Source organism: Thioalkalivibrio sp. AKL9 (assembly GCF_000377825.1).
Taxonomy (GTDB): domain Bacteria; phylum Pseudomonadota; class Gammaproteobacteria; order Ectothiorhodospirales; family Ectothiorhodospiraceae; genus Thioalkalivibrio; species Thioalkalivibrio versutus.
On sequence record NZ_KB905112.1, the window covers coordinates 47,990 to 72,582 of the forward strand.

27 protein-coding genes are annotated in these 24,593 nt (G+C 66.0%); 4 read left to right on the plus strand and 23 right to left on the minus strand.

Going from position 1 to position 24,593, the window contains the following annotated elements; all coding sequences use genetic code 11:
* Position 1: 1 nt before the first annotated feature.
* From pheT to D573_RS0110315, 8 genes are all read right to left on the minus strand, one after another.
* Positions 2 to 2,362, minus strand: a complete 2,361-nt coding sequence (gene pheT, locus D573_RS0110280; protein ID WP_018938528.1) for a phenylalanine--tRNA ligase subunit beta — start codon at positions 2,360 to 2,362, stop codon at positions 2 to 4.
* Positions 2,362 to 3,390: a phenylalanine--tRNA ligase subunit alpha gene (pheS, locus tag D573_RS0110285; protein WP_018145455.1), complete on the minus strand. Its 1,029-nt coding sequence runs from the start codon at positions 3,388 to 3,390 to the stop codon at positions 2,362 to 2,364. The genes pheT and pheS overlap by 1 nt, the downstream gene beginning before the upstream one ends.
* A 189-nt stretch (positions 3,391 to 3,579) precedes the next feature.
* Entirely contained in the window at positions 3,580 to 3,939 is a 360-nt protein-coding gene (gene rplT / locus D573_RS0110290; RefSeq protein WP_018145454.1) for a 50S ribosomal protein L20, read from the minus strand.
* A gap of 20 nt (positions 3,940 to 3,959) precedes the next feature.
* On the minus strand, positions 3,960 to 4,157 hold the full coding sequence (rpmI, locus tag D573_RS0110295; protein WP_017942014.1) for a 50S ribosomal protein L35: 198 nt from the start codon (positions 4,155 to 4,157) through the stop codon (positions 3,960 to 3,962).
* 102 nt (positions 4,158 to 4,259) lie between these two features.
* Entirely contained in the window at positions 4,260 to 4,778 is a 519-nt protein-coding gene (gene infC / locus D573_RS0110300) for a translation initiation factor IF-3 (RefSeq protein WP_077276933.1), read from the minus strand.
* 22 nt (positions 4,779 to 4,800) lie between these two features.
* Positions 4,801 to 6,717 (minus strand): threonine--tRNA ligase, encoded by a 1,917-nt coding sequence (gene thrS, locus D573_RS0110305; RefSeq protein ID WP_018938529.1) that lies wholly within the window; start codon positions 6,715 to 6,717, stop codon positions 4,801 to 4,803.
* A 150-nt stretch (positions 6,718 to 6,867) separates the two neighbouring features.
* Positions 6,868 to 7,854 carry an MBL fold metallo-hydrolase gene (locus tag D573_RS0110310; protein WP_018938530.1) on the minus strand — a complete coding sequence of 329 codons (987 nt, stop codon included), beginning with the start codon at positions 7,852 to 7,854 and terminating at the stop codon, positions 6,868 to 6,870.
* 162 nt (positions 7,855 to 8,016) lie between these two features.
* The gene (locus D573_RS0110315) at positions 8,017 to 8,721 is read right to left on the minus strand and encodes a TVP38/TMEM64 family protein (protein ID WP_018938531.1); all 705 of its coding nucleotides are present in this window, start codon (positions 8,719 to 8,721) and stop codon (positions 8,017 to 8,019) included.
* 60 nt (positions 8,722 to 8,781) lie between these two features.
* Here D573_RS0110315 and D573_RS0110320 point away from each other — a divergent pair, with 60 nt between their 5' ends.
* Positions 8,782 to 9,768, plus strand: coding sequence for a serine/threonine protein kinase (locus tag D573_RS0110320; RefSeq protein ID WP_018938532.1), 987 nt, complete (start codon positions 8,782 to 8,784; stop codon positions 9,766 to 9,768).
* Positions 9,769 to 10,003: 235 nt separating this feature from the next.
* Here D573_RS0110320 and D573_RS0110325 read toward each other — a convergent pair whose 3' ends face one another.
* The 4 genes from D573_RS0110325 to D573_RS0110340 all read right to left on the minus strand — a co-directional run bounded on the left by D573_RS0110325 (position 10,004) and on the right by D573_RS0110340 (position 12,632).
* Positions 10,004 to 10,774: a DUF2063 domain-containing protein gene (locus D573_RS0110325; protein ID WP_018938533.1), complete on the minus strand. Its 771-nt coding sequence runs from the start codon at positions 10,772 to 10,774 to the stop codon at positions 10,004 to 10,006.
* Positions 10,767 to 11,651 carry a DUF692 domain-containing protein gene (locus D573_RS0110330; RefSeq protein WP_018938534.1) on the minus strand — a complete coding sequence of 295 codons (885 nt, stop codon included), beginning with the start codon at positions 11,649 to 11,651 and terminating at the stop codon, positions 10,767 to 10,769. The genes D573_RS0110325 and D573_RS0110330 overlap by 8 nt, the downstream gene beginning before the upstream one ends.
* A complete protein-coding gene (locus D573_RS0110335; protein WP_018938535.1) occupies positions 11,641 to 11,937 on the minus strand; it encodes a hypothetical protein in 297 nt (98 codons plus the stop codon). The genes D573_RS0110330 and D573_RS0110335 overlap by 11 nt, the downstream gene beginning before the upstream one ends.
* Before the next feature lie 74 nt (positions 11,938 to 12,011).
* Positions 12,012 to 12,632, minus strand: a complete 621-nt coding sequence (locus tag D573_RS0110340; RefSeq protein WP_081618758.1) for a DoxX family protein — start codon at positions 12,630 to 12,632, stop codon at positions 12,012 to 12,014.
* Between the two features lie 191 nt (positions 12,633 to 12,823).
* Between D573_RS0110340 and D573_RS0110345 the strand changes: the two genes are divergently transcribed.
* Positions 12,824 to 13,756, plus strand: a complete 933-nt coding sequence (locus D573_RS0110345; protein WP_018938537.1) for an AraC family transcriptional regulator — start codon at positions 12,824 to 12,826, stop codon at positions 13,754 to 13,756.
* Between the two features lie 16 nt (positions 13,757 to 13,772).
* Here the strand turns inward: D573_RS0110345 and D573_RS0110350 are convergent, their stop codons facing one another.
* The 7 genes from D573_RS0110350 to sdhC all read right to left on the minus strand — a co-directional run bounded on the left by D573_RS0110350 (position 13,773) and on the right by sdhC (position 18,916).
* On the minus strand, positions 13,773 to 14,630 hold the full coding sequence (locus D573_RS0110350; RefSeq protein WP_018938538.1) for a NifU family protein: 858 nt from the start codon (positions 14,628 to 14,630) through the stop codon (positions 13,773 to 13,775).
* 52 nt (positions 14,631 to 14,682) lie between these two features.
* Positions 14,683 to 14,937 carry a succinate dehydrogenase assembly factor 2 gene (locus D573_RS0110355; RefSeq protein ID WP_018938539.1) on the minus strand — a complete coding sequence of 85 codons (255 nt, stop codon included), beginning with the start codon at positions 14,935 to 14,937 and terminating at the stop codon, positions 14,683 to 14,685.
* A 136-nt stretch (positions 14,938 to 15,073) separates the two neighbouring features.
* The gene (locus tag D573_RS0110360; protein WP_018169984.1) at positions 15,074 to 15,775 is read right to left on the minus strand and encodes a succinate dehydrogenase iron-sulfur subunit; all 702 of its coding nucleotides are present in this window, start codon (positions 15,773 to 15,775) and stop codon (positions 15,074 to 15,076) included.
* A 57-nt stretch (positions 15,776 to 15,832) separates the two neighbouring features.
* Entirely contained in the window at positions 15,833 to 16,195 is a 363-nt protein-coding gene (locus D573_RS0110365) for a TraR/DksA C4-type zinc finger protein (protein WP_018145439.1), read from the minus strand.
* 219 nt (positions 16,196 to 16,414) lie between these two features.
* Positions 16,415 to 18,190 (minus strand): succinate dehydrogenase flavoprotein subunit, encoded by a 1,776-nt coding sequence (gene sdhA, locus D573_RS0110370; RefSeq protein ID WP_018938540.1) that lies wholly within the window; start codon positions 18,188 to 18,190, stop codon positions 16,415 to 16,417.
* A 10-nt stretch (positions 18,191 to 18,200) separates the two neighbouring features.
* Entirely contained in the window at positions 18,201 to 18,539 is a 339-nt protein-coding gene (gene sdhD, locus D573_RS0110375) for a succinate dehydrogenase, hydrophobic membrane anchor protein (protein ID WP_018938541.1), read from the minus strand.
* Entirely contained in the window at positions 18,536 to 18,916 is a 381-nt protein-coding gene (gene sdhC, locus D573_RS0110380; RefSeq protein ID WP_026287969.1) for a succinate dehydrogenase, cytochrome b556 subunit, read from the minus strand. Before sdhC ends, sdhD begins: the two co-directional genes overlap by 4 nt.
* A gap of 461 nt (positions 18,917 to 19,377) precedes the next feature.
* Between sdhC and D573_RS0110385 the strand changes: the two genes are divergently transcribed.
* Both D573_RS0110385 and D573_RS14700 read left to right on the plus strand, forming a co-directional pair.
* Entirely contained in the window at positions 19,378 to 20,424 is a 1,047-nt protein-coding gene (locus D573_RS0110385; protein ID WP_018938543.1) for a folate-binding protein YgfZ, read from the plus strand.
* A gap of 3 nt (positions 20,425 to 20,427) precedes the next feature.
* On the plus strand, positions 20,428 to 20,592 hold the full coding sequence (locus D573_RS14700) for a hypothetical protein (protein ID WP_018140916.1): 165 nt from the start codon (positions 20,428 to 20,430) through the stop codon (positions 20,590 to 20,592).
* A 71-nt stretch (positions 20,593 to 20,663) separates the two neighbouring features.
* On the opposite strand, the gene D573_RS0110395 is transcribed toward D573_RS14700, so the two are convergent.
* The 4 genes from D573_RS0110395 to D573_RS0110410 are packed head-to-tail and all read right to left on the minus strand — an operon-like array spanning position 20,664 to position 24,255.
* Positions 20,664 to 22,097 (minus strand): FAD-dependent oxidoreductase, encoded by a 1,434-nt coding sequence (locus tag D573_RS0110395; RefSeq protein ID WP_018938544.1) that lies wholly within the window; start codon positions 22,095 to 22,097, stop codon positions 20,664 to 20,666.
* The gene (locus D573_RS0110400; RefSeq protein WP_018176625.1) at positions 22,097 to 22,477 is read right to left on the minus strand and encodes a DUF302 domain-containing protein; all 381 of its coding nucleotides are present in this window, start codon (positions 22,475 to 22,477) and stop codon (positions 22,097 to 22,099) included. The genes D573_RS0110395 and D573_RS0110400 overlap by 1 nt, the downstream gene beginning before the upstream one ends.
* A 55-nt stretch (positions 22,478 to 22,532) precedes the next feature.
* The gene (locus D573_RS0110405; RefSeq protein WP_018938545.1) at positions 22,533 to 23,672 is read right to left on the minus strand and encodes an acyl-CoA dehydrogenase family protein; all 1,140 of its coding nucleotides are present in this window, start codon (positions 23,670 to 23,672) and stop codon (positions 22,533 to 22,535) included.
* Between the two features lie 34 nt (positions 23,673 to 23,706).
* Positions 23,707 to 24,255 (minus strand): OsmC family protein, encoded by a 549-nt coding sequence (locus D573_RS0110410; RefSeq protein WP_018145431.1) that lies wholly within the window; start codon positions 24,253 to 24,255, stop codon positions 23,707 to 23,709.
* Between the last annotated feature and the right edge of the window lie 338 nt (positions 24,256 to 24,593).

Here is a 24,593-nt window from a genome sequence, read left to right on the forward strand (position 1 = left end):
GCTATTGTCTCAAGGTTGCGTTGAACCGGGCCTGGAGATGCTGCACCACCGCGTCGGTGACGCCAGCCACGTCCTGTTCGCCTAGGGTGCGATCAAAAGCCCGTAAAATCAAGCCCAAAGCCAGGCTTTTTTCGTCCGGATTCAAGCCTTTGCCCTGGTACACATCGAACAGGCGAACATCCTGAAGGATCTCCAGGCCAAGCTCGTCGATGGCCGCCAGCACATCGCCCGCCGCCACCGACTCGGCCACCACCAGCGCCAGATCCCGACGGATGGACGGGTACGGCGACAACGGCGAGAACTGCGCCACCGGGGCGTGCACCACGGCGGTCGCGTCCAGATCGAACAGGTAGACCGGCTCCACGTCGAAGCGCTCGCAGAGCGCCGGGTGCAGACGCCCGACCCAGCCGATCGGCTGCCCGTCCACCAGTACCCGCGCGGATTGCCCGTCATGCAGCGCCGGATGACGTTCCGCGCGAAAGCCGAGCGGGCCGGCGACGCGTTCGCACAGGCCTTCCACGGTGCCCTTGGCGTCGAAGAAATCGACCTTCTTCGCCTCGCCTTCCCAGGCTTCCGGAGCCACCCTCCCGCCAAGCAGGCCGGCCAGTCGCGACTCCTGCCGCAGACCGGACGCATCCGGAACAAAGCGCAGGCCATGCTCGAACAGGCGCAGGTCCGATTGCTGGCGCGCCTGGTTGTAGGCGGCAGTGGTCACCAGCCCGGGCCACAACCCCGGGCGCATCACCGCCAGATCGGACGAAATGGGATTCGCCAGCGCCAGGGGTTCCACATCCGGGTAGAACGCACTGGCGGCCTCGCGAGCGATAAAACTGAAGCTGATCACCTCATGGAAGCCCTGGCGGGCAAGCCCGTTGCGCAGTGACCGCAGACCCGACTCCGGCGTCACCGGCGCAACCGGCTTCGGGAGTGTCTGCGGCAGGGCGTCATAACCGTGCACCCGGGCCAGCTCTTCGATCAGATCCTCCTCGCGTTCGAGGTCGAATCGGGCCCGCGGGGCGCGTACCGACCAGCCGCTCGCGCTCGTTTCGATGCGGCAGTCCAGTGCCTCCAGGATCCGCTCGACCTCGGAAGCCTCTAGGGTCACCCCAAGCAAGCGCTGGACACGATCCGGGCGCAGGACGATCGCCTGTTCCGCATGGGACGCCGGCGTCGCGCCCACTTGCTCGACCGGGCCACACTGCCCGCCGCAGAGTTCCAGCAGCAGCTGGGTCGCGCGTTCCATCGCCTGCGGGACCAGGGTCGGGTCGACACCCCGCTCGAAACGGTGGGAGGCATCGGTATGCAGGCCGTGGGCCCGCGCCCGACCGGCCAGGGCGCGCGGTGCGAAATGCGCACATTCGAGGATCACGCGGGTGGTGTTGGCATCGACCGCACTGGCGGCGCCGCCCATCACTCCGGCCAGCGCCAGGGGGCCGTCATCACCCGCAATGACCAGATCCTGCGGCGACAATTTGACCGTCTGGTCGCCTCCGAGCAGCGTCAGAGTTTCCCCCTGTTTGCCCTGGCGCACCTGGACCGGGGGGCCCGTGCGATCGGCATCAAAGGCATGCAGTGGCTGGCCCAGTTCCAGCATCACGTAGTTCGTCACATCCACGATCGCGCTCAGCGGGCGTACCCCGGCACGGCGCAGGCGTTCGGTCATCCACAACGGCGTCGCGGCCTTGGCGTCCAGGCCCTCCAGGACCCGGGCGGCATACAAGGGGCAGGCCTCCGGGTTTTCGATGATCACGCTCACCCGGGCATCGCTGGCGACGTCCACGGCCGGCATGACCGGGGCATGCAGCGGCCGGTCCAGCAATGCCGAGCACTCCCGCGCAATCCCGCGCATGCCCAGGCAATCGGCCCGGTTCGGCGTCAGGTCCACTTCCAGGATGGTGTCGTCCAGCCCCAGCGCCTCACGCAGGTCCTGGCCGGCCTCCAGCGTCGCCGGCAGCGACATCAGGCCTTCGGCATCATCTGCCAGGCCAAGCTCGCGAGCGGAGCAGAGCATGCCCTCGGAAGCCACGCCGCGCAGCTTGGAGCGCTTGATACGGAAATCGCCAGGCAATAGCGCACCGATCACCGCCACCGGCGCCCGCATGCCTTCATGCACGTTGGGCGCGCCACAGACGATGGTCAGCGGCTCCGCCTCGCCCGCTTCGACCCGGCACACGCGCAGGCGGTCCGCATCCGGGTGCGGATCGACTGCCACCACGTGGCCCACCCGCACCCCACTGAACGCGGGCGCCGCCGCTTCCATCGCATCCAGTTCCAGACCCGCCATGGTCAGGCGATGGCCCAGTTGTTCCGGGGTCTCGTCGATCTGCAGCCATTCCTGCAGCCACTGCACACTGATACGCATTAGCCTGTCTGCCCGAATTGCCCGATGAAGCGGATATCGTTGTCGAAGAACAGCCGGAGGTCGTTCACGCCATGCCGCAGCATCGCCATGCGTTCGACGCCCAGGCCAAAGGCAAAGCCGGTGTACTGCTCGGCGTCGATCCCCACGTGACCCAGCACGTTGGGGTGCACCATCCCGCAGCCCATCACCTCCAGCCAGCCGGTGTGGCTGCAAACGCGGCAGCCGTCACCGCCGCAGTGCACGCACTGGATGTCGACCTCGGCCGACGGCTCGGTGAACGGGAAGTACGACGGCCGAAAGCGCGTGGCCAGATCGTCCCGATCAAAGAAGGCCTGAAGAAATGCACTCAACACGCCGCGCAGATCCGCGAACGTGATGTCCGTATCCACGCAAAGCCCTTCCACCTGGTGGAACATCGGGCTATGCGTCAGATCCGAATCGCAGCGATACACGCGCCCTGGCGCGATCACGCGCAGCGGCGGGCGCTCCTGTTCCATGGTGCGGATCTGCACCGGCGAGGTATGCGTGCGCAGCACGCGGTGGGCATCAAAGTAGAAGGTGTCGTGCATCGCCCGCGCCGGGTGATGCTCGGGGATGTTCAGGGCCTCGAAGTTGTGGAAGTCATCTTCCACCTCGGGGCCCTCGGCCACGCGGAAGCCCAATCCGGCAAAGAAGGTCTCGATGCGTTCCAGGGTTTGTGTAATGGGGTGCAGCGCGCCATCCGCCTGACGCCGCCCCGGCAAGGTCACGTCGACCTGTTCGCCCGCCAGCTGTTCCGCCAGTGCGCTCTGCGCCAGGGCCTCCTTGCGCGACTCAATCAGGCCGGCGACCTCGGTCTTGGCCTCGTTCACTTTCTGCCCCGCCGCCGGCCGTTCCTCCGCCGGTAGCTTGCCCAGCTCCTTGAGCTGTGCCGTGAGTGCGCCCTTCTTGCCGAGATAGTGCACCCGGACCTCGTCCAGCGCCTTCAGGTCCGTGGCCCCTTCGACGCGCTCGCGCGCCTCGGCGACCAGCTGTTGCAGTTGTTCCACGACTTCCCCCGACTGGTACGGGCCTCCCCGGCCCCCTATTCGCCTGCAAGGCAGCGGCCCCCGAGTGCGGGCCGCTGCCTTGCAGGCGCCTCGTTTCCTGTTCCCGAAACAAAAAAGGGAGGGCATCGACCCTCCCTTCTCGGGACCCGCCGGCACACCGCCGGCGGGCAGTCCTTCAGGCCCTGCGGCTTAGGCCGGCAGTGCAGCCTTGGCCTTCTCCGCGATCTTGCCGAACGCGGTCAGGTCGTGCACGGCCAGATCGGCCAGGGTCTTGCGGTCGATATCGATCTCGGCCTTGTTCAAACCGTTCATCAAACGGCTGTAGGAGAGATCGAACTGACGGGCCGCCGCATTGATGCGGACGATCCACAGCGACCGGAACTGACGCTTCTTCTGGCGACGGTCACGGTAGGCATACTGACCGGCCTTGATGACGGCCTGGTTGGCAACGCGGAAGACGTTCTTCCGGGCGCCGTAGTAGCCCTTGGCTTGCTTCAGGACTTTCTTGTGACGGGCGTGAGCGGTTACACCGCGCTTGACTCGTGGCATGTCTCGATTCCTCGGTCAGTTCAACGGTACGGCAGCAGCTTGCGCACGGCCGGGGCATCCGACTCGTGCACCATCGCCGGACTGCGCAGGTGACGCTTACGCTTGGTAGGCTTCTTGGTCAGGATGTGGCTGCGGTGCGACTGGAACCGCTTGAACTTCCCCGACCCGGTACGGGTGAAGCGCTTGGCCGCACCCCGATTGGTCTTGATCTTCGGCATTACTCTCTCCGGCATTTTGGGCCGTACCCACTGCGGGCCGACCGTTTATGAAAAAGCGATGCGGGTATGCGGAAACCCGATCGCCCTTGTCGTCTGACGGACTTACTTCTTCTTGCCCGTCAGCACCATGATCATCTGGCGTCCTTCCATCTTCGGCCGCTGTTCCACGATCGCGATGTCGGCCATGTCTTTCTCGACCTTGTCGAGCAGCTCGCCACCCAGTTCCTGGTGGCGCATCTCGCGCCCGCGGAAGCGGATGGTCACCTTGCCCTTGTCACCGGCCTCGATGAAGCGGCGCAGGTTGCGAAGCTTGACGTTGTAGTCGCCCTCGTCCGTACCCGGACGAAACTTCACTTCCTTGATCTGGATCTGCTTCTGCTTCTTCTTGGCTTCCTGCGCCTTCTTCGCCTGCTCGAACTTGAACTTCCCGTAATCCATGATCCGGGCCACGGGCGGCTCGGCATTCGGCGAGATCTCGACCAGGTCCAGACCACCTTCCTGGGCCATTTCCAGGGCCTCTGCAGTGCTGCAGACACCGCGATTCTCGCCTTCGGCGTCGATCAGTCGGATCTGCGGACTCGTGATCTGATCGTTCAGGCGGACCGTTTTCGCTGCGCTAATAGCCTTCTCTCCAGTTCAGGGTTCAGTGTTGGCGACTGCCGACCTCCTCCCGGAGGCGTTCGCCGAAGTCCTCGAGGCGCATCACGCCGAGGTCTTCCCCGCTCCGCGTACGCACCGCCACCTGCCCATTTTCCATCTCCTTGTCTCCAAGGACCAGCAGGTACGGCACGCGCTTGAGCGTGTGCTCGCGAATCTTAAAGCCGATCTTCTCGTTTCTCAAGTCGGCCTCGACCCGGAACCCCATCGCGCGCAGCGTCTTCGTGACCTCGCGGGCGTATTCATCCTGCCTTTCGGTAATGGTCAGCACCTCGGCCTGCACCGGGGCCAGCCACGCCGGGAAGTGTCCGGCATAGTGTTCGATCAGCACGCCGAAGAAGCGTTCCACCGAGCCTAGCAGCGCGCGGTGGATCATGATCGGACGGCGTCGCTCGTTGTCCTCGGCGACGTATTCCATGTCGAAACGCTCGGGCAGATTGAAGTCCAGCTGCACCGTGGAGCACTGCCATTCGCGGCCGATCGCGTCATGGATCTTGATATCGATCTTCGGACCGTAGAAGGCACCGCCGCCCTCGTCCACCGAATAATCCAGGCCCTTCTTCTCGATCGCCGAGCGCAGCGAAGCGGTCGCGTGTTCCCAGATTTCATCCGAGCCGACCGCATCCTCGGGCTTGGTCGACAGGTTCACGTCGAACTTCTCGAAGCCGAAGGTCTGCAGAACCTCGAGGGTCAGGTCGATCACGCCCATGACCTCGGCCTCGATCTGGTCCTCGCGGCAGAAGATGTGGGCATCGTCCTGGGTAAACCCGCGCACGCGCATCAGTCCGTGCAGCGCACCGGACATCTCGCGGCGGTACACCGTCCCCATCTCCGCCCAGCGTAGCGGCAAATCGCGATACGAATGCAGCCGGTCCTTGTACATCAGGACGTGGAACGGGCAGTTCATCGGCTTGAGCTGGAAGGACTGGTGCTCGTCCTCCATCGGCTCGTACATGGACTCGGCGTAGAAATCCGCGTGGCCGGAGGTCTTCCACAGCTCCAGGTTCGCGATATGCGGCGAGACCACGAAGTCGTAGCCGGCCTTCTCGTGCATGTCGTACCAGTACTTCTCGATCTCGCGGCGAATGCGCGCGCCCTTCGGGTGCCAGAACACCAGGCCACCACCGGCCTCGTCCTGGATCGAGAACAGATCCAGTTCCTGACCGATCTTGCGATGATCGCGGCGCTCGGCTTCCTTCAGCCGATCCAGATGCTCCTTCAGCTGGTCCTTGTTCGGCCAGGCGGTACCGTAGATGCGCGTCAGCATCTCGTTGTCGGAGTCGCCGCGCCAGTAGGCACCGGCCACCTTGGTCAGCTTGAAGGCCTTCAGCTTGCCGGTGGACGGGATATGCGGGCCCCGGCAGAGATCGACAAAGTCGCCCTGCTTGTACAGCGAGATGTTCTCCCCCTGCGGGATGCTCGCGATGATCTCGGCCTTGTACGCCTCGCCCATGTCGCGGAAGTACTTCACCGCCTCGTCGCGATCCATCAACGAGCGCTCGACTGGCAGATCCTGCTTGGCCAGTTCCTTCATGCGCTTCTCGATCTTCTCCAGATCCTCCGGCGTGAAGCCGCGGTCATAGGCGAAGTCGTAGTAGAAGCCGTTCTCGATGGTCGGGCCGATGGTCACCTGCGCGTCGGGAAACAGCTGCTTGACCGCCTGCGCCATCAGGTGCGCGGTCGAATGCCGGATGATCTCCACCCCTTCCGGGTCGCGGTCAGTCACGATCGCCAGCGCGGAGTCTGTGTCGATCTCGTGGCGGGCATCGACCAGTTCGCCATCGACCTTGCCGGCCAGGGTGGCCTTGGCCAGGCCGGGACCGATGTCCTTCGCCACGTCCAGCACGGTGACCGGGTGATCGAACTCGCGGCGGCTGCCGTCGGGGAGGGTTATTGCGGGCATTGCGAGGCTCCTTCGCCGACCCATACGCGGGGTCGAACGTCGCGTATCAGAAATTTGGAGTTGCCGGAAACGACAACGGCGCGAAGCATACCATGTGCCCCGCGCCGTCGGCAGATCTCCCGGGCTGTGGCCGGGATTACCTTGTGGTTGTTACATGTTGCCTTCGATGAACAGGTAGGTCCGGTTCACGTTCGGGCGGTGCCAGTCATCGTAGTGGCGCAGGTGCTTGAACTGTTCCAGATCCGCCAGGCGGTCGACCACCTCGTTAAGCGATTCCCAGTCCTCGATACCTGCCGTCACCTCGCGCACCAGGAGTTCCAGGTAATCCCCCGTGTCCTGGCGTGCCTCGGCCATGTCGGTCGCGCGGCCGTGCCCCGGCACGACGATCTCCGGATCGATGGATTCCAGGTGCCGGAAGGCCTCGAGCTTCTCCACTGGATTGCTGAAGGGATGGATGCCCAGCATGCGCTCGGTGTAGACGATGTCACCGGTAAAGACGACGTCCTCGCCCGGAAGGTGAACCATGATGTCGCCCGGGAAGTGGGCATCCCCGGCATAGATCAGCTCGAAGTCCACACCGCCCACGGTCAGGGTGTATTCATCGGCATCGATGGGGTTCGGTGCCGGAACCGGCTGGGTGCCCTCCATCGCCTCTTCGCCCACGGAGTTAGCCAGCGAGGCGATCTGCCCCTCCCCGCGATCGGCCTGGGTGCTCGCGGTCCGCTGCAGCGCAACCAGCTCCGCCCCCTGCTCGTGGAAGTAGCCGTTGCCCAGCCAGCGGTGGTCCTGGCTGCCCACCGAGATCACGTGCGTGATCGGCTTGTCGGTCACGCCGGCAATCGCCTTCTCCATGCGCTGAGCGACCTGGTAGCTCGGCCCCGAATCGATCAACACCACGCCTTCGTCGGTCACTACGAAGCCGGTGTTATTGGTGAAACCGAGATTGGTCGGCGTGCGGTTCTCGAGCGAGCCGTAGAAGTAATGAACCCGGTCGGTCAGCTGAATCGGCTCCAGCACCTTCTCGATCGGACGATCAAGCGACGCTTCCTCCGCCTGCACGGCGGCCATGCCGAAGCCGATCAGGCCCAGCGCGAGGAAGGCCACCTGACCCTGGCGCAACAAAACATTCAATGTCATGGAAAACTCCTTGTGTCGTTCGCGCCCCGAGTCGGACAGCGCAAGCAATATGTGACGGGATCGTTCGTTGAACTTCGAGATTGTGTCCGGCGGCGCGCGCTCCACGGCCACCTCCCAACGGTAAACCCTATTATATACGCGATGGCAGATACTGCGTGCGGGTTAGTCCGCGCCCGGGTTCTCCAATCGAGCCCGCCTGCGGCGCACGGCATTCACCAGCCACCGCGCCAGGAGCGGAAAAAGCCCCGTGGCAACCAGGGACAGGACCAGCACCGGCGAGAGAATGCCCTCGATGCCATCAAGCCGCCCCAACTGCGTCCCGGCATTCGCGAACACCGCCGTGGCCGGCAGCATCCCCACGAGTGATACCCAGAAATATGTCCAGATCCGGATCGGCAACAGGCCCATCCCGGCGTTGATCAACAGGAACGGGAACACCGGAATCATCCGCAGCGCGAACAGGTAGAACGCGCCCTCGCGCTCAAAGCCGGCATTGATGCGCCCAAGTTGGTGCTTGTAACGACGCTGAACGGCATCGCGCGCCAGCGCCCGCGCCACCACAAAGGTCAGGGTCGCCCCCAGCGTCGAAGCCAGCGACGACAGCACGGTGCCCCAGACCACGCCAAACAGGGCACCGCCGGCCAGGGTCATCACCACGATCCCCGGCACCGAAAAGGCGGCCACCACCATGTACAACAGGAAGAACACCCAGGCCGTGACGAACGGGTGCGCGACCCGCCAGTCCTCCACCTGCAGGCGCGCGACCTGCAGGGTCTCCAGATCCAGACCCGGCCCCATCGCAACCACCAGCCAGACGGCGACGAGACCCACCAGGGCGACAACCAACCCCCAGTAATAGCGATTCAAGCGCGACTCCTCGCGGTCACTTTGCCGGAACGATGCGCGGCAAACCCGTACACTGCAAGCATGCATGCACATCCGTACGACGAACTGAAACCCGGTGTCATCCTCGACGCGGTGGAAACAACCGGTTTGCGCTGCGACGGGCGCCTGCTGGCCCTCAACAGCTACGAGAACCGCGTCTACCAGGTCGGCATCGAGGACACCACACCGGTCATCGCCAAGTTCTATCGTCCGCAACGCTGGACACCCGCCGCCATCCGCGAGGAACACGGCTTCAGCCAGGAACTTGCAAGCCGCGAGATCCCGGTAGTCGCCCCTCTGGCCGATCCTGAAGGCGAAACCCTGCACGATCACGCCGGGTTCATGTTCGCCGTCTACCCGCGCTGCGGCGGTCGCGCACCGGATCTGGAGCAGCGCGACACCCTGGTCCGCATCGGCCGCTTCATCGCGCGCATCCACGAGGTCGGACGCGCCGCACGCTTCCACGAGCGACCGGTACTCGATCCCGTCCCGCGTGGCGAGGAGGCGCGCCAGGCCGTGCTCGCCTCCGGCTTTCTGCCCCTGGAGCTGGAATCCGTGTATCGCGATCTCAGCGCCGACCTCCTGGGGCGGATCCAGCGGGACCTCGACACAATCGGACCGATTCCACAGCTACGGCTGCACGGCGATACCCACCCCGGCAACATCCTGTGGACCGACGACGGCCCGCACTTTGTCGACCTGGACGACGCCTGTACCGGCCCCGCCATGCAGGACCTGTGGATGTTCCTGTCCGGCGAACCGCCCGAGATGGCCTGGCAGATGCAGGCTCTCCTGGAAGGCTACGAGACCTTCGTACCGCTGGATCGCCGCCAGCTCGGCCTGATCGCCCCGCTACGCACCCTGCGCATCCTGCGCCACGCCGCCTGGCTGGCCCGGCGCGCCGACGACCCGGCCTTTGTCGACGGCTTTCCGATCTTCTACACGCCGCGCTTCTGGGAGGATCACATCCTCACCCTGCGCGAGCAGGCCGCCGCCCTCGACGAACCCGCCCTCGACCTGGGTTACTGAGGCCCCGTCTCACCGCAGGTTCCGAATCCGCTCCAGCACCGAGTCACGGGTGTCATCGAGGCACGAGAGCGCCATCAGCAAAGAGACAATGGCACCGCTGTACCGAGGCAACTGCGCCCATATCCGGTGGCGCCTGGGGGACAGCGACTTCCTGCTTCCCTTGCGGCTGCCCTGGACGTTCGTTGCCCATGCCCGGGCGTCCGGTACTGCGACGTCCGCTTCCAGTCCCTCCGTCTCAGGCGGACGCGCGGTCAGTCCGGGTCCCCACGAGGGCCCCCAGCCCGCGGTAGTGCTCCAGCAACTGGCGCCCACTGGCCACCAGCTCGTCCGAGAGTTCCAGCCCGAAATCGCCGGCCACCCGGCGGATCTGTTCGTCGCCGGTCGCCGGTGTCTCGATCACCCGCCACAGCAGCCGGGCGCCGAGCAGGTTCAGCTCGGCAAACCGCACCCGCTCCTCCCCGGTGCGGTACGCCAGCAGGTAGGTCGGCACCTCTCCCGGTTGATCGGGCTGGAACTCGGCCCCGATCCGGTGCACCGGGTACTCGTAGGCCAGCAGCCGCGCGGCAGCCGAAAACACCGGAACCTGAACCATAAGGTCACCATCCGGCTCGACATCCGGAGGCGGCGTGGCATCCGCATAGACCAGTTCGGTCTCCACGCGCTCGTAGTGGGCCAGCTCGGCCAGGAAAGGCAGATCGCCGGGCTGCGCCGAGCGTTCCTCCGCCAGGTAGCGCACGAACTCCGCCGCCAGCTGCGGAAAATACGGCGTCTCGCTGCCATGATCGCGATAGAAGTCGCGCACCAGCTGTCCCCAGGCGGCCGCCTCCAGCAGTCCCCGCAGGACCGGGAACCCCTTGGCCAGCAGGTTCGCCACGTTGTTGAAGAAAATACGCCGGTAGATCGCCAGGCGCCGGCTCTCGATCCCTTCCGGGGCCGGATAGCGCTCCGGGTCACGCAAGTGCCGCGCGAATGCCTCCTGTACCTGCTGGAAATCCGCCTCAGGCATGCAGGAGCCGCTCTTCCTGGCCGGCGCGCGCCCGCAACTGCAGATCCCGTATCCGGTCGGTCTCCGCCAGCAGCTCCTCCAGCGGCGGAAAGTTGAAGTCGCGCTCGAGCAGGGTCGGCACCGGCCCGATGCGGGCATAGGCGGCCTCCAGCAGCGCCCAGACATCGGAGCAGATCGGCTGGCCATGGGTATCGACCCGCAGGTCCGGGGCCTCCTCCTCGTGCCCGGCAATGTGCAGGTAGCGCACTCGCTCCAGCGGCATTGCATCCAGGAACTCGGTCGGCTCGTAGCCGTGATTAATGCTGTTGACGACGATGTTGTTCACGTCGAGCAGGAGGTCGCAGTCGGCCTCCTCCAGCACCGCCCGCACGAAGGTGATCTCGTCCAGTTCGGCCCCCACCGGGGTGTAATAGGAGACATTCTCCAGCGCCATCCGGCGCCCGAGGATGTCCTGCACCTGGCGCACGCGATCGGCAACGTAGCGCACCGCCTCCTCGGTGAACGGGATCGGCATCAGGTCGTACAGATGCCCCTGGCCGTCGCCACAGGCCGAGAGGTGCTCGCTGTAATCCTCGATCCCGTGGGTATCCAGGAAAGTGCGCAGGTCCTGCAGGAAGGTCTTGTCCAGCGGGCGCGGCCCGCCGATGTCGAGAGACAGCCCGTGACAGACGAAGGGCTGGGCCTCGGTGTATTCGCGAAAGATACGCCCCAGGCGTCCGCCCAGGTGCATCCAGTTCTCCGGTGCCGCCTCGAAAAACCCCAGGCGTTCCGTCGCCTCCGGGGCCTCGGCCAGCGGGCCCAGCAGGGCCCGCCGCAAGCCGAGCCCGGCGCCGCTGACGCGGGCCGGGTTGGCAGGGTGGACGACCTTAGCCGCCACAGGTCCCCTCGCCACAGGCGCCTTCGGAATCCTTGTCGTCGCCGTCCGAACCACCGCAGGTGCCTTCACCGCAGCTGCCTTCACTGTCCTTGGTATCGCTCGCGCCACCACAAGTGCCTTCGCCACAGGAACCCTCGGCCAGCATCAGCGGCGACTGGCCGCCCTGTTGATAGCCGTGGCTCAGGTCGGCCGAGGCAAACACCGGGCTGGTGGCCATGGCCATGCCGATTGCCGCCGTGCCGACGGCACCGGCCAGGGTCTTGGTGGAAAACAGATCGTTCTTCATGGTCGTACTCCTCGTGTTGCGATTATGGATCCGCTGGACCCGTTGTGTAATGGCTGCTGAAACAGCTCTTGGAGTTATCCCCTGCTCATCATCCTCCGACGGATGTAATAGTCGATGCTGACATAGCGTCCCGCTCCCCAGAAGAACAGGACCAGCAGCATCACGAAGAAGGTCGCGGCCATCTCGATCCCGTTGTTCACGATCGCGAAGTTTCCGGTCTCGGTCAGCCAATTGTAGTTGCCGTGCTCCTGCAAAATGGACTTGGCGCGATCCAGGCGCATCTGTGCCTCCTCGATCCCGGAACAGTTGAACAGGCACATCATCGGGTCGGAGATCCGCTGCCACCCGTGTTCCAGATGCACGGTCACGGCCGCCACCACCATCGTGATCATCAGCGGGATCGAGAACCAGCGCATCGCCAGTCCGAGCAGCAACGCGATCGCACCCAGCACCTCGGCATACGCCGACAACATCACCATCAGATAGGGGAAGGGCATGCCCAGCCCCCAGTCCGCGTTGCCGTACCACATCACCACGTTCTCTTTCGGCAGGATCCCGTCCAGCTTGTTGGTTCCCGCCATCCAGAACACTGGCGCGAGGTAGAGCCGCAACAGCAGGGGCGCCAGGAAGTCCGCGCCTCGCGTCCAGTCCAGCCAACCCTGCAAGCGCACTGCCAAGGTTCCAGTCGCAGCCATCGTCCTGATCTCCTTTTCCCCTCCTACTGGGTATAAAGCCTAGACCTCGGGCTCACGCTGTACGCGGGGTGATCCGCCGGCTTTTATGTCCGATCGTCCGGGACCACGGGGAGAGGCCCGTGGCGCCCGGCAACCGGGCGCCCAAAGGTCTAAGGTGAAGAACCAACAGGAACAGGCAAAGGGAAGGTTTGATGGACATCAGCCCCCACGAAGACGTGCTGTCGACGGTTCTGGCCGCCTACAACCTGCGTGCCCGCATCGACACCAACCCGCGCCTGTGCGGGGAGTGGCAGCTCAGCACGTCGGGCTCGGGGAATGCCAGCTTTCACCTGGTGGGGGAAGGCGGATGCTATCTGCACATGGAGGCGATGGCCCCCGTCTGGATGGAGGCCGGCGATCTTCTCCTGCTGCCGCACGATGACTGGCACCTGATGTCCAGCCGCGACACCGTACCCGACCGCGACAACCATCTGACGCTGGTGGAAGGCGAGGATCCGCCGGATATACCGGTCACCCAGCTCCTGTGCGGCCACTTCGAGTTCGATTCAGGCCGCCGCAACCCGATCCTGGCCGCACTCCCCGACCACATCATCATCCGCCGCCGCGAATCCGGCGACCGGCTGTCACACCTGGCGGACCTGATGAACATCGAACTCGCGGAGCGTTCCTCGGGCTACCGGCCGGTGCTGGACCGCCTGGCGGACACCCTGTTCGTGATGGCCGTGCGCCATCACATCTGCTCGCAACGCGAACACTCGGAGGGATCGCTGATCGCCGCCCTGGCCGACGACCGCATTCGCCGGGCACTGGATGCCCTGCACGCCCACCCGGAGGCGGCCTGGACCCTGGAGGGGCTGGCCAGCGAGGCGGCCATGTCGCGCAGCAGCTTTGCCGAACGTTTCCAAGCGCTGGTCGGCCAAACGCCCATCGACTACCTGACCCAGTGGCGGATGGTCCTGGCGGAACGCCTGCTACGTGACGGGCGGGAGTCGGTCGCGGGCGTGATGGACGCGGTGGGCTATACCTCGGAGGCGGCCTTTCGCAAGGCCTTCAAGCGGGTGCACGGTTTCGGGCCGGGGCGCATCCGGCAGCTACTGCGCCGGCTCGGTGCCGGCCAGGCTTGACTGCCAAAACTCGGATTCAGAAGGTGTTGGCGACGCTGGCCACGCCCGGCGCACGCGACCGAACCAGGCGTTCGACCACATTCTTGAGGTCCAGCGTGGAGCGCGGACAGCCCACACAGGCCCCCTTGAGTCGGACCCGCACGGTGCGCCCATCGAGCTCCACGAACTCGATATCGCCACCGTCCTGCATCATGATCCGCCGCGCCTCCTCGATCGCGGCGCGCACCGCGTCCACGTCGATCGGGCCATCGGCCGGCACGTCCGCCGCCTCGCGCTCGGCGAAGGTCTGGGCGCGGTCCAGGCGCAGCGCGAGCTCCGGATCGAGTTCCTCGATCGCGTCCAGTTCATCCTCGCTGTACACGTGATCGGGCTCGTCGCTCAGCAGATGCGACACGTCCACCATCACCTGCGCATTGTCGGGTCCAGCCATGTTCGGGCCTCCGGGTACTCGGCTTTTCGCCAGTATAGCAACGCCGCGCTCCACCCCCGCGCGAAGCCGCACCCGCCAGCCGGGATCCACCACCTCGCGCGCGGGTGACCAGCGCAACCGCACGCGCAGACGGCGCAGGTCCTCCGCATCCATGCGCCCGGCGTGCAGCCACAGGCGCCATACCCGGCCGGTCGCGGGCACCCGAACGACGAGGATGACGACCCGGCGCAACACCCGTGTATCGGGCAGCACCTCGACCCAGTCCACCTGCTCCTGGCGCAGGCCCTCGGCGGTGGCCAGCCAGGTTGCACCCTCGGGCGTCTGCCCCAGCCAGTCCCAGGCCGGCGGTTGCGACCGCCCTTGCCACCACCAGCCGGCCACGGCCAGGCCGAAGACCGGAGCCAGCGTCCACAACGGGCTGTACACCAGCACATAGCCGGCCACAGCCAGGAGCAGGAGGATCTGGCCCGCGAGCGCGAGCCGGGGAAGGACCGGGTCAGGCCGGAGCCGAAGCCTGAGTGGCGGCGCGGATCGCCGGGACAAGACGGGCTATCCCCTCGTCCACCGTGGTCTGGCGACCCATGACCACGTCCAGCAGCACGTTGTCGGGGTAATCGAGCAGGCGCTCGAAGGCATCGCGACCCTCCTGGTCCAGTTGCGCATATCCCTGCGCGAGAAAGTGGCCGAGCAGCCAGTCGTTCTCCAGCATGCCGCGGCGGCAGCGCCAGCGTGTCCGGTTATCGGGTTCCATCACCCAAACACCCGTCCAGGCCCCCTGTGGGAGCCTGCTTGCAGGCGAATGCCCCTGCCAAAGCAGGACGCGGGCAGGGGTTTCGCCTGCAAGCAGGCTCCTACCGGGGTGAAACAACCGTTGGGGGTCGCGCCGATCACAGCGATTTCTTCAGCATGGTGCGGCGGATGTCGCTGATCGCGCGGCTCGGGTTCAGGCCCTTCGGGCACACCTGGGTGCAGTTCATGATGGTGTGGCAGCGGTAAAGCTTCCAGGCATCATCCAGCTGTTCCAGCCGGTGCTCGGTGGCCTCGTCGCGGCTGTCGTGGATGAACCGCGCGGCCTGCAAAAGCGCCGCCGGCCCCAGGAACTTGTCCGGGTTCCACCAGTAGGATGGGCAGGCAGCGGAGCAGCAGCCGCACAGGATGCACTCGTAGAGCCCGTCCAGTTGTTCGCGGTCTTCGGGGCTTTGCTTGCGCTCCACCTCGGGTTCCGGGCTGTCATTGACCAGCCAGGGCTCGGCCTTGCGGTATTGCTCCCAGAAGTTGTCCATGTCCACGATCAGGTCGCGGATCACCGGCATGCCCGGGAACGGGCGCAGGGTCACGGGTGAGTCCAGCTCCGCCAGCGGCGTGATGCACGCCAGGCCATTGGTGCCGTTGATGTTCATGCCGTCGGAGCCACACACCCCGTGCTGACAGGAGCGGCGAAAGCCCAGGGAGTCGTCCTGTTCCTTCAGCAGAAGCAGGGCATCCAGCAGCATCATCCCGGGCTCGACCTGGTCATCGGGCAGGCTGAAGCGCTGCATCTTCGGCAGCGTGTCCGTCTCCGGATTGAAGCGGTAGATCGAGAACTCCATCGGTATCTCCTGTCGGTGACCGCGGCCACCGTTGTCACACGCTGCGGTAAGCCCCAATCAATCCTGTTCCTGCGCCTCGGCACAGGCAATGCATCGCTCGGCCGACGGGTCGATCTCCAGCCGCGAGCGCGCAATCGGCTCCAGGCAGTCGATGCACAGTCCACCCTCGCCCTCCTCCAGCCGCTTCAGCGCCCGGCGGGCACGAACACGCTGGGCCTCGCGCCGCTGCTGGCTCGCCTTGGCCATGGCCTGGCCCTGCAGCGCGTCCATCCGCGAGAGCCGTCCGGTGCGTTGCTGGTCCAGCTCCACGGTCGCACCGCTGTCGGCGGCGCCCGCGAGCGCGGCATCCAGCTCCGTCAGCAGCACCTCGAGCTGCTCGTGCAGCCACGCCTCGGGTACCGGTTCGGCAGGGTTGCTCATTGCTCGTCTCCCATTGGGCACAATGCCCATGGTTGAACGCGCGGGCTGCCATGCCCCCTGATGCGATTCGCTGCGCTCATCGGCATCCTACGGCCTGTATTGATGCACCGGTGTCGTAGGGTGCGTTGAGCATCGCGAAACGCACCGATGCCGGTGGGAATATCCGCCACATGATGCGATTCGCTGCGCTCATCCGCATCCTACGGTCGAGTCGACCCATCAATAGACGCGTTCCTTCGGCGGGAACGAGGCCACGGTATTCGGCTGGGTGCGCACCGGCTTGTAGTCCAGGCTATCGTCCGCCAGCGAGTACAGGCTGTGCTTGAGCCAGTGCTGATCGTCGCGCTCGGGGAAATCGATCCGCGAGTGGGCACCGCGGCTCTCCTCGCGCCCCAGCGCGGAGCGGATGGTCGCGATCGCGCAGTCCATCAGGTTCTCCAGCTCCATCGCCTCCACCCGCGCGGTATTGAACGTGCTGGAGTGATCCGCGATCACCGCATGGTTCAGGCGCTCGCGCAACGCACGGACCTTCTCCACCCCCTCGCGCATCACCTCGTCGGTGCGGAATACCGAGCAGTGGTCTTCCATCACCTTGCGCAGTTCGCGCTTGAGCGGCTCGACCTGCTCGGCGGAGCCATCGCCCGGGTCCTTGCGATCCCAGCGCGTGAGCCGCGCCATCGCCTGTTCCACGGCCGACTCGTCCAGCAGGCGGTGGTAACGGTTCTCGGCCAGGTACTCGAGGATGTGATTGGCCGCCGCGCGGCCGAACACCAGGATGTCGAGCAGTGAATTGCCGCCCAGGCGGTTGGCCCCGTGCACCGAGACACAGGCCGTCTCGCCGGCCGCGTACAGCCCGGGGACCGGGTCCTCCGGTGTGTCCTTCTCCGGCGCCACCACCTGCCCGAAGCGATTGGTCGGGATGCCGCCCATGCTGTAGTGACAGGTCGGGAAGATCGGGATCGGCGCCTCGATCGGATCGACCCCGAGAAAGGTCATGCTCGTCTCGCGAATCCCCGGCAGGCGCTGCATGATCGTATCGGCGCCCAGATGGCGCAGGTCCAGCAATACGTGATCCGCATTGCGCCCGCAGCCGCGTCCCTCGCGCACCTCGGTGGCAATGGAGCGGCTCACCACGTCGCGCGAGGCCAGGTCCTTCGCCCGCGGGGCGTAGCGCTCCATGAAGCGCTCGCCCTCGGAATTGATCAGGAACCCGCCCTCGCCGCGCGCGCCCTCGGTAATCAGCATCCCGCGCCCGGCGATACCGGTCGGGTGGAACTGCACGAACTCCATGTCCTCCAGCGGCACCCCGGCGCGCAGGGCCATCGCCATGCCGTCACCGGTGTTGATCAGCGCGTTAGTCGTGGTGCGGAACAGCTGTCCCGCCCCGCCGGTCGCGATCAACGTGGTCTTCGCCTCGATCACGATCGGCTCGCCGGTCAGGATCTCGAACGCCAGCACGCCCAGCACGTAGCCCTGCGCGTCGCGCAGCAGGTCCACCGCAAAGTACTCGTCGAAGAAGTGCGTGCGCGCGCGCAGGTTCTGCTGGTACAGCGAGTGCAGGATCGCGTGCCCGGTGCGGTCCGCCGCGGCGCAGGTGCGCGCCGCCTGGTCCTGACCGAAGTTCTGGCTCTGCCCGCCAAAGGCGCGCTGGTAGATGGTGCCGTTGTCCAGGCGCGAGAACGGCACGCCGAAGTGGTCCAGCTCGTAGACCACCTTGGGCGCGGCGCGACACATGTATTCGATCGCGTCCTGGTCGCCCAGATAGTCCGAGCCCTTCACCGTGTCGAACATGTGCCAGTGCCAGGAGTCCGGCAGGACGTTGGCCAGGGCGGCGTTCACCCCGCCCTGCGCCGCCACCGTGTGCGAGCGCGTGGGAAACACCTTGGAGACCACCGCGACCTTGGCATCGCCATTGGACAGCTGCAGCGCCGCGCGCAGCCCGGCTCCGCCGGCCCCGATGATCAGGGCGTCGAACTTGCGTCGCGCCACGTTCATGCCAGTCCCTTCATGCCAGTCCCGCCCGAATCAGAATGAAAAATGCCCACAGCCCCGTCAGGAGCAACCCGCCGGCGGCCAGCACGAACACCAGGAGCCGCGTGCCGGGCGCATGCACGTAGTCCATCACCACGTCGCGCAGCCCGATCCACGCATGCAGGAGCATCAGCAGCACGAACACCGCCGTCAGCAACCCCACCACCGGGTGCCCGACCACACCCAGCCATGCGGCATGATCCGCCGGCGCGGCCAGCACGAAGAATCCGAGGGCCAGGATCACGTACACGCCCACGTACACCGCCGTGATGCGTTGTAGCAGCCAGGCGCGCTGTCCGCTCAGGAGCCTCACAGCACCAGCCCCAGCCACACCAGAACGGTGCCGAGGATGCCCGCGTACAGGGCATCGCGCGCCGTGCGCAGCGAGCCCGCACGATCCTCGCCGATGCCGAACTCCATCAGCAGGTAGCGAATCCCGGCAAACAGGTGGTGCAGCAGCCACCAAAGCCCCAGTGCCAGCGCCGCCAGGCCGATCGGGTGATAAATGATCGCCACGACCTGGGCGAAGCCATCGGGGCTGGCCAACGAGCGGTCCAGCAGCCAAAGCAGCACGGGAATCGACAGAATCAGGAAGACACCGGTGATCCGGTGCAGAATGGAGACCACGGCATTCAGCGGCAGTCGGATCTTGCGCAAATCCAGAAAGACGGGACGTCCGTGCCGAGTCATGCCACCCCCGAGGGGAACACTGATTGATGTACACGCTCGCGCTCGAGTCGCTTTTGCGTGCGAACAAGGCGCGGTGACTGCCGTGCAGTCATTCTGCACAAAGGAGGCGCAACGCCGTTCCCGCGCAAAAGCGGCCGAGCCCCTGCTTTCAATCGTTTGTGGGGTTGGAACCCCAGGTTCCCCGATCCTGCGTTGCGCCGCTTGCCGGTAGAACCACTACCGGCTGCGCACCGCGCCTTGTCTCGGAAAACCTGGGGTACCAACGCGAGTGTGTACATCAATCAGTGTTCCCCTAGAACGGGAAGAAAAGAAACCAGGGCTGACACCCTGCAAATGGTTCGTCTACTATCGAGCCGCTTGGTTCAGCTTACCACCTCAAACCCTGGCCGTGCGCCCCGGATACCGATAGCCAATCGAGCCCGACGGCGGACGACAGCGAGCGCTTCCACGGGAGATTTCCGATGCGCGAAGACTGGAAAAACCACTTGATCGATGCCGGCGCCGAGTTCGAGGAGGACGACCTCCTACACTACGGCAACCCGGAACGTGAACGCCGCATGGCCATCAACGGCGAGGTGATCTGCGACCTCTCCCATCGCGGCCTGCTGGAGGTTCGCGGCGACGACGCCACCGACTTCCTGCAGGGCCAGTTCGGCAACGACATCCGCGCGGTGGACGGGCAACACAGCCAGCTGTCCAGCTACTCCAGTCCCAAGGGCCGCGCCTACGCGGTGTTCCGCGTGCTGCGTACCCGCGACGGCTACCTGCTGGAGATGCCCGCAGACCGGATCGAGCCGGTGGCAAAGCGCCTGCAGATGTTCGTGCTGCGCGCGAACGTCATCATCGAACAGGCCGGCGACTCCCGCATCCACTTCGGCTGCTCCGGGCCGGATGCCGAGAAGGAGCTGCAAAGCGCGCTGGGTGTCTGTCCCGCCGAGGTCGAGGAGGTCGTCGAGAAAAACGGCGTCACCGTGGTCCGGGTACCCGGGGTGCACCCGCGCTTCGAGCTGTTCGGCGAGATCGACGCCATGCGCAAGGCGTGGGACGGCCTGAACGTCCACGCGGCCCCGGTGGGCCCGCGCGACTGGGCACTGCTGGACATCCTGGCCGGGGTCCCCACCGTGGTGGAGGAAACCAGCGAGAAGTTCGTGCCGCAGATGCTCAACCTGCATGCCCTGGGCGCGGTCAGCTTCGAAAAGGGCTGTTATCCGGGCCAGGAGGTCGTGGCACGCATGCACTACCTGGGCAAGCTCAAGCGGCGCATGTTCCGCCTGGCGATCCATACTCAGACTCCACCCCAACCCGGCTCGCCTGTGTTCCAGGCCGGCGGCAACCCGGACCAGTCGGACGGCGAGATCGTCGCAGCCGAATTGCACCCGGACGGGCTGTACTCCGCCCTGGCCGTACTGCAGGTCGCGGCCGCCAAGGGCGAACTGCGCTGGGACGCACCCGACGGCGCCAAGGCCGAGGTCGTCGAACTGCCCTACGCAGTCCCCGAAGGAGCCTGACGCATGCGCTTTTTGTTCTTCTTTTTCGTCCTGATCCTGCTGGCACTGTGGGCGGCCTTCTTCAGCCGCCCCGACAACCCCACGCTATCCAACTGGCTCTACGCCCTGGCCGGTGTATTGGCAGTACTGTTCCTGATCGGCTATTTGCGCCTCGACGGGGTCATATGACCCGAATCCTCTGATCCGCATCGCCGCATCGCCGCACCCCCGCGGGCCCGGCACCGGCCGGGCCACGCGGCTCAGGACGCCAGCCGGGTTCGGGTATCCGCCACTGGCTCGCCCAGGCGCGTCTCCAGGTCCCGCGCCTGGCGTGCATGGCAACCCGACAAGGCAAACCCCTCGAGCCGTGCATCGGCGTGATACTCCAGGTGACGCCCTTCGCCGTCGCCCGAGATCTCCACCCACTCGCCCCCGTCCGTCTGCGGCGGGCAGACGTTCAACGGCAGGCTCCCGGTCTTGACCTGCACGATCCCGGCATCCGGCCGGTACGCCGTCGGCTCGCCGGACAGCGTGCGCGCCAGTGCAGCTGCTTGCCCGCGAAGGGTCTCCACGTAGGGGCGTAACTGGCCGTCGAACTCGCAACCATCGCCCAGGGCGAAGACCGCCGGGTCGGTGGTGCGCAAGAGTGCGTCCACCTCGATCCCCGCGTGGCAGGCCAAACCGATCCGCTCGGCCAGCTCGCGGTTGGGCACCAGCCCGAGCGCGCTGATGACCACCTCGGCCTCTACCGATTCGCCGCTGGCAAGGACCAGACGGGTCGTTCCCTCCGCCACCGGTTCGATGCGCTCAACGGTCGCCTCGGTGTGCCACTGCACGCCGCGGTCCGCCAGCGCCTTCTCCAGATCGACGCTCAGCGGCTCGGGCAGCAGATTCGGCAGCGGCCGTGACGCACACTCGATCAAAGAGACCGGATAACCACCGGCCGCCAGGTCGTCCGCCAGCTCGCAGCCCACCAGGCCGGCGCCGATGATGGCCACACGGGTATGGGCCGGTGACCCGGCTTGAGCCTCGAGGGCCGCACGCAGCGCGCGGTAGTCCTCCAGCGTGTTCACCGACAGCGGCGCCCCGGCCCCACCCGGGAACGCCATTTGCCGCGGACGCGCCCCGGTGGCCAGCACCAGCTGGCCGTACGGCACGCCGCCACGGGCGGTGATGATTTTTTGCTGCGCCCGCTGGACATCCAGCACACGGACAAACGGCATCAGGTCAATGCCGAGCCGGGCCGCCCGCGCCACGCCAGCCTCCTCCACCAGATCCGCGACCGCGACGCCCCGGGCAAAGGCATTGGAGATCCGCGGCTTGGTGTAGTAATCACCGGAATCGGCGGTCAGCAGGCGGATCGTGCGCCGCGGATCCCGCTCGCGCAGGGCCTCGGCCAGGGCCCAGCCCGCCATGCCGCCGCCGACGATCACCACCGCATCCGGATCGGCCGCGCCGGCTCCGGCACTCCAGGCCATCGCGGCGGCACCGGCGTCCGCGGTCTCGGCGCGCGGCTCCAGGGCGGTGAAATCCGCCTTGGTCACATTACAGTCGGGGCAATACCAGTCGTCGGGGATATCCTCGAAGCGGGTCCCAGGGGCCAGACCGGAATCCGGGTCGCCCTTGGCCTCGTCGTAGATATACCCGCAGACTTTGCAGATATAGCGCTTGAACTCGTCGGTTTCGGTGCTCATCACGCGGCCTCCACGGCATCGAGAATGGCCTTCAGCTTGGGGTCCAGTTCGGACCCGATGGCGTCCAGATCGGGGTTGGCCCACGGCGCGAACACGTCCCGTGCGGAGCGCGCGCTGACGCGCAGCATCTCGCCATCGCCGGAGACGTGGATGCGCAACGGGATGTCGATGCCGGCCGGCTTGCAGGCCTCCCAGACACGCACCGCGTAGCTCGGGTGAAAGATCTCCAGGATCTGGTCGGTCGGGACCTCGACCCCGATCTTCGCGGCATTGGCCTGGCCATTGATGTGCGAGACCAGCTTCAGCCCCTGGGCGTCAATCGCCTCCTTCAGGGTCGCGACCGCAGTCTCGGGGTCCAGTCGGGTAGTGGTTTCCAGCATGACGATTCCTTCGTTCGGTGCGGGGCCCCGGTAGGCCCCGACCGTGGGTGGTGGACTAGTGCGCGTGGATCCGCGCCAGCTCCTTGCGCAGGTGCTTGATCGCCGGGGTGACGATGGCCACGAAGTACGACTCGCGCAGCTTGCGCTGGGCGGCGGCATTCGCCAGATACCCCCGGGCCCCGGCATGCAGCAATGCCGACTGCGACGCGCGCAGCGACAGCTCGGAACCGGTCAGGCGCATCTGCAACACATCGGCAAAGAAGCGCTCGGATTCATCAAAGGGGGTCTCCGACAAGGCATAACAGGCCGTACGACCATCCTCCAGTGCCTCTTCCAGCTCGCCCACCTGGTCATCCAGATAGCCATTCAAATGGGCCAGCGTCTCGTTGGCCTCGCGCATGGTCTGGATGCAGCCATCGATCAGCCCCAGCCCCATGCCCATCTGCAGCAGCACGAACCCCGGTCGGATCCGGCGGATGTACTCGGGCAGGGCGTCGGCCAGCACGTGCTCATCGGGCACGAACACGCGATCGAAATGGCAGCCGAAAGTGCGCGAACCCTCCAGCGCGGTGAACTCGGGGCAGGCCGTCAGGCTGAACCCGGGGTCGGAGCAGTTGATTAGCGCCATCACCGGCCGCGGGTTCGCGCCGGAGGTGCGGAAGATCGCGCCGAAGTAGTGGTCCTCGCCCAGGTTGGATACCCAGGGCAGCGCACCGGAGACCACATAACCGCCGTCCACACGTTCGGCGGAGAGCTTGAGGTCCTCGATATTGGCAAACCACTTCATCGGGTTGGACAGCGCGGTGGCGCCCAACGCCTCGGCATTTGCCAGCCTCGGCAGGGCCTCGCGCTTCAGGGTGTCCGAGGCACTGTTCTCCACGTACCAGGCACAGGCGTTCTGGCACCAGGCGACAAAGCCGGTGGTCATGCACTCGGCCGAGATCACCTCGGTCGCGCGGATGGCACTGGCAATATCCGTGGTGCCGCTGGCGTTCTGGCTGGCCAGGTGGCGGTTGAAGGCGCCGAGGCGACCGGCCTCGCGCAGGAAGTCTTCGGGGTACAGGCCTTCGCGGTCGATACGGGCGGTCAGCGGAGCCAGATCGCGCTCCACCAGCGCCTGCAGCGCGGCATCGGCATCCGCCGGCCCTGCGGCCGGCGACACCCCCGTCACGTCGTGAGTGCGGGTTTCAAGCATTGGGGTTTACTCCCGTTGGGCAGAAGGACCGGAATCAGGCCAGTTCGACGCTGAGCTTGACCGGGTTGCGCATGGTGTTGGCCACCGGCGACCAGAAGTCGGCATGGGCGACCAGCTCCTTCAGCTGTTCCTCGCTGGCATCCCCTTCCAGATTCGCCTTGACGCGGATATCGGAGAAGCCGAGGTGCTTGTTCACATCGGTATCCCCGACGCCCCATACGGCGGTCACGTTGATGTCGCCCTCCAGGGTCAACTCGAGCTTGGTCAGGGTGATACCGCGATCGATGGCGTTGGCGTGCATCCCCACGGACAGGCAGGCACCCAAGCTGGCCAGCGCGGCCTCGGAGGGGTTCGGCGCGGTGTCGTCGCCCAGCAGGTGCGGCGGCTCGTCGATCACGTGGGCCTCGAGGTCGCGCACGAAGGTCAGGTTGCGGAACTTGCCTTCGCAGACCGTGGTGGCCTTCAGCGTCACGATGTTCTCGGGGTTGGCCTTGCCCTTGGCGGCGAGGTTATTGAGGCCATCCTGGTCGATCGGCTCCAGGGCGTTGATGGACAGGGAGGTAGTGGCTTCGGCTGCAGACATGGTGGTGCTCCTGATAGTTGGGATTCGTGGATCCCCGGCATTCGACCGGGTCGTCCATCCCGGTGCAGAAGCCGTGCCAAAACCGTGCGGACCGCACCACAAAGCCATTTCCAGCCGGGCCACCCGAATCCAACCCATCCCCCCGTCGGACAATCCGTCCGCTTTGTCCACTCGAACTGGTCCGCATTGTCCGGATTGTCCACTTCTCGCCCCCCACGCCGGATCCCCCCGCTTCTGCGATGCCTCGTTCGCTGCTCCCTGTATTGCGCACCAGCGCGCCGTTTCGCCCCCGGTCCAGACGAAATTCCCGGGCAACACGACGGGTTTGGCACGCCCCT